Source organism: Pseudomonas brenneri (assembly GCF_007858285.1).
Classification (GTDB): Bacteria; Pseudomonadota; Gammaproteobacteria; order Pseudomonadales; family Pseudomonadaceae; genus Aquipseudomonas; species Aquipseudomonas brenneri.
Window position 1 is genome coordinate 286,687 of sequence record NZ_VFIL01000006.1, and the last position, 11,632, is coordinate 298,318.

Below are 11,632 nucleotides of genomic sequence, written 5' to 3' on the forward strand. Positions count from 1 at the left end.
AGCCCGGACATTACAAGGAGTCATTCATGACCAAGACTGTTATCACCAGCGACAAGGCACCTGCCGCCATCGGTACTTATTCCCAGGCGATCAAGGCGGGCAACACCGTCTACATGTCCGGCCAGATCCCACTGGACCCAAAGACCATGGAGCTGGTTGAAGGCTTCGAAGCCCAGACCGTACAAGTCTTCGAAAACCTCAAGTCGGTAGCCGAAGCAGCGGGCGGTTCGTTCAAGGACATCGTCAAGCTGAACATTTTCCTCACCGACCTGAGCCACTTCGCCAAGGTCAACGAGATCATGGGCAAGTACTTCGAACAACCCTACCCAGCCCGCGCCGCCATTGGCGTTGCCGCCCTGCCCAAGGGTTCGCAGGTTGAGATGGACGCGATTCTGGTCATCGAGTAATACATTCGGCGCAACCCAATAGGTTGCGCCGACTTCGTTTTAAAAGGATTTCGTAATGCGCAAAGCGCTCGTTGCCTCCACGCTGCTCGCCCTACTCCTTGGCGGCTGCGCCAGCAATCCAGCCGACCGGGATGTGAGCGGTACCTGGATCAACCAGGTCGCCATCGATGCGGCGTCCAAGGGCGGCCCTTTGCGTGAAGCCCTGCAAGCCTACGGCCCGAACCTCGAATGGGAGGTCAATACCCGGGCCTACCAGGCGCGCTACTTCAATGGCTTCGAACGGCCTGAAGGCAAGCTGGAGGGTGAAAAGTCAGGCACCTGGAACGTCGACTTCTACGGCAGCTCCACCACCGAACTCAAGCGTGACGGCAAGCAGTTGCTGCAAGTAGCCAACGACAACGAACCCGAACAGCTCTTTGATCGCCCCAAGGACCCTGCCCCCGAAGGCGCACCCCTGGGCGCCAACTTCGAGCGCGCGCTGTACTCGGCTTATATGGGCGGTAGCTGGAAAATCACCAGCGGCAGCGGCAGCGGCGCGACCGTGCAGTTCCAGGCCAACGGCCAAGTGACCGGCCTGCCGGGCGCTGACCAGTATTCGCTGTGCCTGGCAGGCGATTGCGCGTCCATGAGCGGTGGCTACGACAGCATCTGGCTGCAACAAGGCGGCCAGGGCAACCCGTGGATCTTCAGCCGCAATGACAAGCAACTGGAGATTTTCCAGGCGATCAATACGTCCCAGGCCGACGAAGTGCCTTCGTTCACCCCTGGGCCACGCCAGTGGTTGCTGGAAAAACAGTGATACAGAACAAAGGAGCCTACGGGCTCCTTTTTCGTTAGTTACACTCCCTTGCCTCGGACGACTCCATGTTCAAACCACTCCTCATTGGCCTGGCCTTGCTGGGCGGCTGCACCCAAGCGCCGCAACCCGCTGACATCAGCGGGATCTGGATCAACCAGACCGCCATCGATGCCGCCGCGCAGGGCCGGCCGTTACTCAAGACCCTGAGCGCCAATGGCCGGAACCTGGAGTGGGATATCGATACCCGCACCGCTAGGGCGAATGCCAGCAGTGCCTTTGAGGTTGATGAAGGCCAACTCCTGCCAAAAGCACCCGGCGTATGGACCGTCGACCACAACGGCTATGGCAGTGACGAACTGCAATTAAAGGGTCAGCAACTACTCCAACTGCCTCGCAAGGATCTTCCCGGCCAAGTGTTCCAGCGTCCCTACCCACCCGCCGCAGAGGGTACGCAATGGGGGAACACATTCCGGCAGGCGCTGAACTCAGCCTATATGGGTGGCCAATGGAAAATCCTTGAAGGGCAGGGCGCCGGCGGCACCGTAGTGTTCAACGCGGATGGCAACCTATCGGGACTGGGGAAGAGTGACCGCTACGAGCTATGCCTGGGCGGGGATTGCGCCACTCAGGGCGCCGGCAATGACACCCTGTACCTGGGCAAAGGCGATGTGGGAGACAGCTGGATTTTCGTACGCTACGGCAACACGCTGGAAATTGTCCAGGCGATCAATCATTCCCGGCCAGACGAAGTCCCTCAGTTGAGCCCCGGGCCACGCCAGTGGTTGCTGGAAAAACAGTAACCTAAATGTGGGAGCGGGCCCGCTCCCACATTTTCAACCGCGCTTCAGCCTTTGAGGATGGCCGCATAGCCTTCGCGGTAGCTTGGATACGTTGGCGTCCAGCCCAGTGCCTTGGCCCGCGCATTGCTGCACTGCTTGCTGCCCGCGCGCCGCACACTGGCGTCTTCGGCCCACTCGGTGACCCCAAGGTACTCACGCAGCCAGCCCACGACTTCAGACAGCGGCGCAGGCGCATCGTCGACACCGATATAGACCTTGTCCAACGTACCGCCCTGCTCCACATGCAACAGCAAAAAGGCCAACAGCCCCGCCGCATCATCGACATGTATGCGGTTGCCATATAGAGGCGGCTCAACAGCCACGCGATAGCCTTGACGCACCTGGCTCAACAGCCACTCACGACCCGGACCGTAAATGCCGGTCAAGCGCAGTGTCGTGGCTGGGATACCGCTGTCGAATGCCACTTGCTCGGCTTCCAGCATCACCTGCCCGGAATAGCCAACGGCCTGGGTGGCCGAGGTTTCATCGACCCACTCGCCATCCTGCTGGCCGTAGACACTGCTGCTGGAGACGAAAACAAGATGCTTGGGCTCCTGGCCATAGTCGCCCAGCCACTCCAACACATGCTGCAGGCCCTGGACATAAGCCTTGCGATAGCCCGCCTCGTCGTGATCGGTTGCAGCGGCGCAGTACACCAGGTAATCCACGCCGCCGATCGGCCACGTGTCGGGACACTCTTTATTGAACAGGTCACCGGCAATGCCAATCACCCCTTCCGGCAGGCGCGAGACATTACGTCGCAGGCCATGCACCTCCCATCCCGCGGCCAGCAATTGACTTGCCAGCCGGCTCCCTACATCACCACAACCGGCAATCACCACAGAAGGCGCAGACATCACAAAACTCCGTTCTCAAAGGTCTAGATTAGCCCTCGCAGGTGACCAGCGGCCAGGAAAAGCACAAATAAAGTTACTGTATTACTTCTGTTAACAAGAATTACTTGCAATAATAACCGCCCGTTTGTCCTCGGCCGCCCTCCGGCCTGGCAGGACAATTACTTATTTTCAACTCTCAGGTCCGGCCAGCATGACACGCAATAACCTCCCCGCTTCGCCAACCAAGCCTCACAGCCCGTCCCGCGCCTGGCGCGCGATTGCTGCGGTGCTGTTCAGCGCCTTGCTGGCACCGACCGCCGCTTTCGCCGATGTCACGGCCCCGGCTACCCCGCCGGCCGCTACTGCGCCGGCCCCGGCCGCCGCAGCCCCCGCACCTGAGCAAAATGCCGCAGTACCCGGCGCCCCGGCTGCCGCACCTGCCGCTGCCGAAGGCGTAGCCCCCACAGATGAAACCGGTCTTGTCCTGGAAGAAGACAACACCCTGGGCATGGCCCACGACCTGTCACCTTGGGGCATGTACCAGAACGCTGACATCATCGTGAAGATCGTGATGATCGGCCTGGCCATCGCCTCGATCATCACCTGGACCATCTGGATCGCCAAGGGCTTCGAGCTGCTGGGCGCCAAACGTCGCCTGCGCACCGAAATCGCCAACCTGAAAAAAGCCACCACCCTCAAGGAAGCCAGCGAAAGCGCGGCCATCAAGGGCACCCTCGCGCACCTGCTGGTGCACGACGCCCTGGAAGAAATGCGCCTGTCGGCCAACACCCGTGAGAAGGAAGGCATCAAGGAGCGTGTGAGTTTCCGCCTTGAGCGCCTGGTAGCGGCCTGCGGTCGCAACATGAGCAATGGCACCGGCGTGCTGGCAACCATCGGTTCCACCGCACCGTTTGTCGGCCTGTTCGGTACCGTGTGGGGCATCATGAACAGCTTCATCGGCATCGCCAAGACCCAGACCACCAACCTCGCCGTCGTCGCTCCCGGTATTGCCGAAGCCCTGCTGGCAACTGCCCTGGGCCTGGTCGCCGCGATTCCTGCGGTGGTGATCTACAACGTGTTCGCCCGTTCGATCGCCGGCTACAAGGCCCAGGTGTCGGATGCTTCGGCAGAAGTCCTGTTGCTGGTCAGCCGTGACCTCGATCACCTGCCTACCGAGCGCAGCTCGCAACCGCACATGGTGAAAGTGGGGTAATCGGCCATGGGCCTGCATTTGAATCAAGGTGACGACGAGCTCGTCGAGAACCACGAAATCAACGTCACGCCGTTTATCGACGTGATGCTGGTGCTGCTGATCATCTTCATGGTCGCAGCACCCCTGGCTACGGTGGACATCAAGGTCGACCTCCCCGCCTCCAGCGCGAAACCCGCGCCGCGACCGGAGAAACCGGTGTTCCTCAGCGTCAAGGCTGACCAGCGCCTGTTCCTGGGCGAAGAAGAAGTCAAATCCGAAACCCTCGGTGCGGTGCTCGACGCCCGGACCCAGGGCAAGAAAGACACGACGATCTTCTTCCAGGCCGACAAAGGCGTGGACTACGGCGACCTGATGAGCGTGATGGATGCCCTGCGGGCGGCCGGTTACCTCAAGGTCGGTCTGGTCGGACTTGAGACGGCAGCCAAGAAATGATCACGACGCGCCACAAACTGACGCGTTATGGCACCAGCCTCGCCGTCGTGCTGGGCGTCCACGCCGTCGCGATCATCCTCGCGCTCCAGTGGTCGGCGCCACACATGGTGCAGTTGCCACCGGCGGCCATGGTCATCGACCTGGCGCCGATGCCGGCGCCACCCCCTCCGGCCCCGCCGAAGGTGGTGACGCCACCGCAACCGCCGGCACCGGTGGAAGAGTTGCCATTGCCCAAGCTGGCCGAGGCACCGAAACCCACCATTTCCGTGCCCAAGCCGGTCAAGCCAAAGCCCAAGCCACAGCCGCCCAAGCCGGAGAAAAAGGTCGAGCCGCCCAAGGAGAAACCTTCCGAGGATCCGCCAAGCGAAAGCCCGGCGAATAATGCGCCTTCGGAAAAGTCGGCGCAGCCACAACCCGGTCCTTCGCCGGCGCAGATCGCGGCCAAGGCAACGTGGGAAAGTACGCTGCTCGGTCACTTGGCGAAGTACAAGAAGTACCCGCCAGGCGCCCAGGCCCGTGGCAAGGAAGGCTTGAACCGCTTGCGGTTCGTGGTGGATGCCGAAGGCAAGGTGCTGTCCTATGAACTGGTGGGCCGCTCCGGCAACGCCGACCTGGACCGCGCTACCCTGGAGATGATCCGTCGTGCCCAGCCGCTGCCCAAGCCACCGGCCGATATGTTGAAAAACGGCAGCATCGAAATCGTTGCGCCGTTTGTCTACAACATCGAGAAACGTCGCCGCTGATCCCCTGTCTGTATGAGCAGGCTTGCCTGCTCATACAGACAGTCCCGGGCTTCAGCAAAATCCCCCGCACAAACCGCTCAATCCCCACTCCAGTTCTGATAACGTGCGCCTATCGATTGCAGCCGGTATGCTTGGCCCGCAACCTCATGGACGCCCGCTATGACTCTTACAGAATTACGCTACATCGTGACCCTCGCCCAAGAGCAACACTTCGGCCATGCCGCAGAACGTTGCCATGTCAGCCAGCCGACGCTGTCGGTGGGTGTGAAGAAGCTTGAAGACGAACTCGGTGTGCTGATTTTCGAGCGCAGCAAAAGCGCCGTGCGCCTCACCCCGGTAGGCGAAGGCATTGTTGCCCAGGCCCAGAAGGTGCTGGAGCAGGCCCAGAGCATTCGTGAGCTGGCCCAGGCCGGCAAGAACCAACTGACCGCCCCGCTGAAAGTCGGCGCAATCTACACCGTCGGCCCGTACCTGTTCCCACACCTGATCCCGCAACTGCACCGCGTCGCGCCGCAGATGCCGCTGTATATCGAAGAAAACTTCACCCACGTGTTGCGCGACAAGCTGCGCAACGGTGAGTTGGACGCGATCATCATCGCCCTGCCATTCAACGAAGCCGACGTGCTGACGCTACCGCTCTACGACGAGCCGTTCTCTGTGCTGATGCCTGCGTCCCATCCATGGACCCAGAAAGACACGATCGACGCCAGCCTGCTCAACGACAAGAGCCTGCTGCTGCTTGGCGAAGGCCACTGCTTCCGTGACCAGGTGCTGGAGGCCTGTCCAACCCTGAGCAAGGGCAACGACGGCGCCAAACACACCACTGTGGAGTCCAGCTCCCTGGAGACCATTCGCCACATGGTAGCGTCCGGCCTGGGCATCTCGATCCTGCCGCTGTCGGCCGTGGACAGCCATCACTACGCTGCCGGCGTGATTGAAGTGCGTCCGCTCACCCCGCCCGTGCCATTCCGTACCGTGGCGATTGCGTGGCGTGCCAGTTTCCCGCGCCCCAAAGCGATTGATATCCTCGCCGACTCGATCCGCCTGTGCTCGGTGGCCAAGCCGCCTGCTGCGAGCTAAGCACTTGTATGACTGAACTGTCGCAGGTGTCGGTGACGGCACTCAAGGGTGTCGGTGAATCCATGGCCGAGAAACTGGCCAAGGTTGGCCTGGAAAACCTCCAGGACGTGCTGTTTCACCTGCCCCTGCGTTACCAGGACCGCACCCGTGTAGTGCCCATCGGCCATCTGCGCCCCGGGCAGGATGCCGTGGTCGAGGGCACCGTCAGCGGTGCAGATGTGGTGATGGGCAAGCGCCGCAGCCTGGTGGTGCGCCTGCAGGACGGTACCGGTGGCCTGAGCCTGCGCTTCTACCATTTCAGCAACGCACAAAAGGAAGGCCTCAAGCGTGGCACCCGCGTGCGTTGCTACGGTGAAGCCCGGCCAGGGGCCTCGGGCCTGGAAATCTATCACCCGGAATATCGCGCCATCACCGGCGACGAGCCACCACCGGTAGACACCACCCTCACCCCGATCTACCCGCTCACCGAAGGCCTGACGCAACAGCGCCTGCGCCAATTATGCATGCAGACCCTGGCCCTGCTCGGCCCGCAAAGCCTGCCCGACTGGCTACCGCAGGAGCTGGCCCGGGACTACCAGTTGGCGCCCCTGGATGACGCGATCCGCTACCTGCACCATCCACCGGCCGATGCCGATGTCGATGAGCTAGCTCTGGGTCATCACTGGGCCCAGCATCGCCTGGCCTTTGAAGAACTGCTGACCCATCAACTGTCCCAGCAACGCCTGCGCGAAAGCATGCGTTCCCTGCGCGCGCCGGCGATGCCCAAGGCCACGCGCCTGCCCGCGCAATACCTGGCCAACCTGGGCTTTGCGCCGACCGGTGCACAACAGCGCGTAGGCAATGAAATCGCCTACGACCTGAGCCAGAAAGAACCCATGCTGCGCCTGATCCAGGGCGACGTCGGTGCCGGCAAGACCGTGGTCGCCGCCCTGGCTGCGCTGCAGGCCCTGGAGGCCGGTTATCAAGTGGCCCTGATGGCGCCGACCGAGATCCTTGCCGAACAGCACTTCATCACCTTCAAGCGCTGGCTCGAACCCCTGGGCCTGGAAGTGGCGTGGCTAGCGGGCAAGCTCAAGGGCAAGAACCGCACGGCCGCCCTGGAGCAGATCGCTGCCGGCGCACCGATGGTGGTGGGCACTCACGCGCTGTTTCAGGACGAAGTGAAATTCAAGAACCTGGCCCTGGTGATCATCGACGAACAGCACCGTTTCGGTGTGCAGCAACGCCTGGCCCTGCGCGAAAAAGGCGTGGGCGGACGGATGAATCCGCACCAGTTGATCATGACCGCCACCCCGATCCCACGCACCTTGGCCATGAGTGCCTACGCCGATCTCGACACCTCGATTCTCGATGAACTGCCGCCCGGCCGCACCCCGGTCAACACCGTGCTGGTCACCGACACCCGTCGGGTCGAAGTGATCGAACGGGTACGCGGGGCCTGCACCGAAGGGCGCCAGGCCTATTGGGTGTGTACGCTGATCGAAGAGTCGGAAGAGCTGACCTGCCAGGCGGCTGAAACCACCTATGAAGACCTCACCAGTGCCTTGGGCGAGCTCAAGGTCGGGCTGATCCACGGGCGCATGAAGCCTGCGGAAAAAGCCGCGGTGATGGCCGAGTTCAAGGCCGGCAACCTGCAACTGCTGGTGGCCACTACGGTGATTGAAGTCGGCGTGGATGTGCCCAACGCCAGCCTGATGATCATCGAAAACCCCGAGCGCCTGGGCCTGGCTCAATTGCACCAACTGCGTGGCCGCGTCGGTCGGGGCAGTGCCGCCAGTCACTGCGTGCTGCTCTACCATCCGCCGCTGTCGCAGATTGGTCGCCAGCGCCTGGGGATCATGCGCGAAACCAACGATGGCTTCGTGATTGCCGAAAAGGATCTGGAACTGCGCGGCCCAGGCGAGATGCTTGGCACCCGCCAGACCGGGTTGCTGCAGTTCAAGGTCGCTGACCTGATGCGTGATGCCGACCTGCTGCCAGCGGTGCGCGACGCCGCCCAGGCCCTGCTGGAACGCTGGCCGCACCACGTCAGCCCGTTGCTCGATCGCTGGCTGCGTCATGGCCAGCAATACGGCCAGGTCTGACCCAGCGCCCCTGTAGGAGCGAGCTTGCTCGCGAAGAACTCACAGGCGCCACGTATATGCCGGTGCCCCGCGTTATCGCTAAGGTTCTTCGCGAGCAAGCTCGCTCCTACAGTAATGGGGACCGCCAACACCATCACAAACCACAGTTAGACACCACTCAGCCGGACCAAGCTGGTTATACTCCAAGCAAATGTAGGAGATTGGATCCGGCCATGTCAGAAGTTGCCCACGCCACAGCCCCGCCGACCGCACCCTCGGTCATTCGGGACCTGCTCGCGAAACTCGCCATCAGCTACACGCAAGTCACCGAACACCCAGGGCTGAATCCGGCCCGAAAGGTTCAAGCGGTGCTGCTCGATGACGCCGTGGGCGCCCTCATGGTGCTGTTCCCCCAGAGCCAATTGCTGGACCTCAACCGCCTCACCGAACTGACCGGCCGCAACCTGACTGCTGTCTCGCCGGAACGCCTGGAGCGCATGCTCGGCAAGCACAGCCTGAGCCTGTTGCCTGGTCTGCCGCCGCTGACCAGTTCACCGTGCCTGTACGAAGAAAGTCTGCTGCGCGAGCCAACCCTGCTGGTGCATTCGGGCGAAGCCACGGTGCTGCTGGAAATCACCAGCGATGACTTCAAGCGCATGCTGAGCAAGGCCAGTGCCGCCAACTTCGGCGAGCCCCTGAGCAGCATCCGGCCCAACTTCGACCGTCCTGCCGACGATCGTGACGAGATCACCCAGGCAATGCAGGCGTTTACCGCCCGCCGCATCCAGCAACGCCTGGAAGCCACCATCGAGATCCCGCCGCTGGCCGATACCGCGCAGAAGATCATCAAGCTGCGGGTCGATCCCAACGCGACCATCGACGACATTACCGGCGTGGTCGAAACCGACCCAGCCCTGGCCGCGCAAGTCGTGAGCTGGGCGGCATCGCCGTATTACGCCTCGCCGGGCAAGATCCGCTCGGTGGAAGATGCGATTGTGCGCGTGCTGGGCTTCGACCTGGTGATCAACCTGGCCCTCGGCCTGGCGCTGGGCAAGACCTTGAGCCTGCCCAAGGACCATCCGCAACAGGCTACGCCCTACTGGCACCAGTCGATCTACACCGCGGCGGTAATCGAAGGGCTGACCCGTGCCATGCCGCGCGCCCAGCGCCCGGAAGCCGGCCTGACCTACCTGGCGGGCCTGCTGCACAACTTTGGCTATCTGTTGCTGGCCCACGTCTTCCCGCCGCACTTCTCGCTGATCTGCCGGCACCTGGAGGTCAACCCGCACCTGTGCCACAGCTATGTCGAGCAACACTTGCTGGGGATCAGCCGCGAGCAGATCGGTGCCTGGTTGATGCGTTACTGGGACATGCCGCAAGAGCTGTCCACTGCCCTGCGCTTCCAGCATGACCCGACCTACGACGGCCAATACGCCGAATACCCGAACCTGGTGTGCCTGGCCGTACGCCTGTTGCGCGGGCGCGGCATCGGCTCCGGGCCTGAGGCCGAGATCCCGGACGAGCTGCTGGAGCGCCTGGGCCTGGACCGCAGCAAAGCTGAGGATGTAGTGAGCAAGGTGCTGGATGCCGAGGTGTTGTTGCGGGAGTTGGCGTCGCAGTTCAGCCAGGGGTGAAGCGGGCGTCTGTTGTATCGCTATCGCGAGCAAGCCCGCTCCCACATTCGACCGCATTCCAAAGTTGGAACCCGGTCGAATGTGGGAGCGGGCTTGCTCGCGAAGAGTTCACCTCGGTCTGACTGAAGCCCTACTTCTTTTTCTTCGGCTTCAAATACTTGGTCAACCCCTGGAACCACATCACCAGGGCCGGGTTGCCCTTGATCTGGATCGACTTGTCCTGAATCCCTGTCATGAACGCCAGTTGCTTGTTCTTCGCCTGCATCGTGGCGAAGCCGTAGGCGGCGTCTTTGAAGGCAATAGCAAACGCAGGCTCCGGGTGGACACCCGAGCGGCTGGTGATGCGCTGGTCTTTGACGATGAAGTGACGGGCAACCTTGCCGTCAAGGGTCTGCAGCTGGAACGCCAGGTCCTTGTCACCCAACTGCTGCTGGAATGCAGGGTTGTTGCGGCTGGCTTTGGCCATCATCAGGCCCAGCACCCACAGAAGAAAACGAAATTTCATGCACACGGCCTCAGTGTAATTATTGGGTGGCCGCAGCAGTTTAACGATTTGTGCGCGGAACGCTACCGATCTCCCGCGTTAGCAGGAGATCGGTTGGCGTTTACCGCTTATAGCAACAACTTGGCTTAAACGTTAGGGCAAGGCACCGGTGCCCAGTCAGCCAGATTCGGATCGCGGCAGGTGCCTTCGATCTGCGCTTTACCGGCGCTGGCCACTTGCTTGCTCTCGGCCTGCTTGACCTTGACGGTCTGGATGGTTTTCTCGGTGCTCACCGCTTCTGTCGGCACCTTGGGTAGTGGCGGACGCTTGGTCACGACTTTGCTAGTCGATTTGCCTTTCTTCGCCGGGACCACCGCCGGGGCGGCCTCTGCCGTGGCCACCGTCACCACGTCATTGCGCTGCACGCCCACCTGTTGCAGGTCTTTCTCGTAGGCCTGGGTGTAGTTGTTCAGGTCTTCGCTGGCCTTGCCGTTGACTGCAACGACCAGGTCGTTGGACTCCTTGAGGCCGGCGACGATTTCCGCCAGGCGCTTGCGGCCTTCGGTGTCGTTGACGGTCTTGGCCTTGCGGTCGGCCACAAGCTTAGTGAACGCGCTCTGGTAGCACTGCTGGGACGCCTTGGCGTACGCGGTGCTGCGGTCGATATCGGAGGCGCTTTTGTTGAAGTCAGTGGCGTAGGACGCGATGCGCTGGTTGTCGTCGCTGATCTGCTTCTGACGCTCGGTGTAGTAACCCGCTGCGCCGCCCGCGAGGGCACCACCCGCCGCGCCAATGGCCGCGTTGCGGCCACGCTTGTCGGAGTCGCCGGTCAGGGCGCCCAACAGCGCACCACCGGCCGCGCCAAGGGCGGCGCCCGTGACGACCGACTTGGTCATGTCCGAATCGGTGGCACGCAGGTGCTGCACCGGCTCGTAGCAACTCGGGTAGTACTCAACCTTGGTGCTCGACGCGACCTTGGAGGCCGGCGACGTGGCGCAACCTGTCAGCACAGTGCTGAAACCAGCCGCGACCAGCAGCAAGTGACGCTTGGAAACCGCCTTACGGGAAAAAAGCATAGGTGTGTTCTCTTTTAAGTTTGACT

12 protein-coding genes are annotated in these 11,632 nt (G+C 62.1%); 9 read left to right on the forward strand and 3 right to left on the reverse strand.

The features are described 5' to 3' along the window. Positions 1-26 precede the first annotated feature (26 nt). From FJD34_RS15580 to FJD34_RS15590, 3 genes are all read left to right on the forward strand, one after another. Positions 27-407: a RidA family protein gene (locus tag FJD34_RS15580; protein WP_025130815.1), complete on the forward strand. Its 381-nt coding sequence runs from the start codon at positions 27-29 to the stop codon at positions 405-407. 55 nt (positions 408-462) lie between these two features. Beyond that, positions 463-1,206 (forward strand): hypothetical protein, encoded by a 744-nt coding sequence (locus FJD34_RS15585; protein WP_032856809.1) that lies wholly within the window; start codon positions 463-465, stop codon positions 1,204-1,206. Positions 1,207-1,271: 65 nt separating this feature from the next. Further along, positions 1,272-2,006 (forward strand): hypothetical protein, encoded by a 735-nt coding sequence (locus FJD34_RS15590; RefSeq protein WP_090292436.1) that lies wholly within the window; start codon positions 1,272-1,274, stop codon positions 2,004-2,006. Between the two features lie 44 nt (positions 2,007-2,050). On the opposite strand, the gene FJD34_RS15595 is transcribed toward FJD34_RS15590, so the two are convergent. Beyond that, the gene (locus tag FJD34_RS15595; protein WP_090292438.1) at positions 2,051-2,902 is read right to left on the reverse strand and encodes an NAD-dependent epimerase/dehydratase family protein; all 852 of its coding nucleotides are present in this window, start codon (positions 2,900-2,902) and stop codon (positions 2,051-2,053) included. Between the two features lie 190 nt (positions 2,903-3,092). Here FJD34_RS15595 and exbB point away from each other — a divergent pair, with 190 nt between their 5' ends. From exbB to FJD34_RS15625, 6 genes are all read left to right on the forward strand, one after another. Next, a complete protein-coding gene (exbB, locus tag FJD34_RS15600; protein WP_032856804.1) occupies positions 3,093-4,094 on the forward strand; it encodes a tonB-system energizer ExbB in 1,002 nt (333 codons plus the stop codon). Positions 4,095-4,100: 6 nt separating this feature from the next. Further along, positions 4,101-4,526, forward strand: coding sequence for a TonB system transport protein ExbD (gene exbD, locus FJD34_RS15605; protein ID WP_029289838.1), 426 nt, complete (start codon positions 4,101-4,103; stop codon positions 4,524-4,526). Further along, positions 4,523-5,269 carry a TonB family protein gene (locus FJD34_RS15610; RefSeq protein ID WP_032856801.1) on the forward strand — a complete coding sequence of 249 codons (747 nt, stop codon included), beginning with the start codon at positions 4,523-4,525 and terminating at the stop codon, positions 5,267-5,269. Before exbD ends, FJD34_RS15610 begins: the two co-directional genes overlap by 4 nt. Positions 5,270-5,428: 159 nt before the next feature. Further along, a complete protein-coding gene (locus FJD34_RS15615; protein ID WP_032856799.1) occupies positions 5,429-6,349 on the forward strand; it encodes a hydrogen peroxide-inducible genes activator in 921 nt (306 codons plus the stop codon). Between the two features lie 8 nt (positions 6,350-6,357). After that, on the forward strand, positions 6,358-8,433 hold the full coding sequence (gene recG, locus FJD34_RS15620) for an ATP-dependent DNA helicase RecG (RefSeq protein ID WP_090292440.1): 2,076 nt from the start codon (positions 6,358-6,360) through the stop codon (positions 8,431-8,433). Positions 8,434-8,645: 212 nt separating this feature from the next. Next, entirely contained in the window at positions 8,646-10,046 is a 1,401-nt protein-coding gene (locus tag FJD34_RS15625) for an aminoacyl-tRNA deacylase and HDOD domain-containing protein (RefSeq protein ID WP_032856797.1), read from the forward strand. A gap of 130 nt (positions 10,047-10,176) precedes the next feature. Here the strand turns inward: FJD34_RS15625 and FJD34_RS15630 are convergent, their stop codons facing one another. Both FJD34_RS15630 and tagQ read right to left on the reverse strand, forming a co-directional pair. Further along, positions 10,177-10,551 (reverse strand): helicase, encoded by a 375-nt coding sequence (locus FJD34_RS15630; RefSeq protein WP_090292443.1) that lies wholly within the window; start codon positions 10,549-10,551, stop codon positions 10,177-10,179. A 125-nt stretch (positions 10,552-10,676) separates the two neighbouring features. Further along, complete coding sequence (tagQ, locus tag FJD34_RS15635) at positions 10,677-11,606, reverse strand: type VI secretion system-associated lipoprotein TagQ (protein WP_032856795.1); 930 nt, start codon at positions 11,604-11,606, stop codon at positions 10,677-10,679. Between the last annotated feature and the right edge of the window lie 26 nt (positions 11,607-11,632).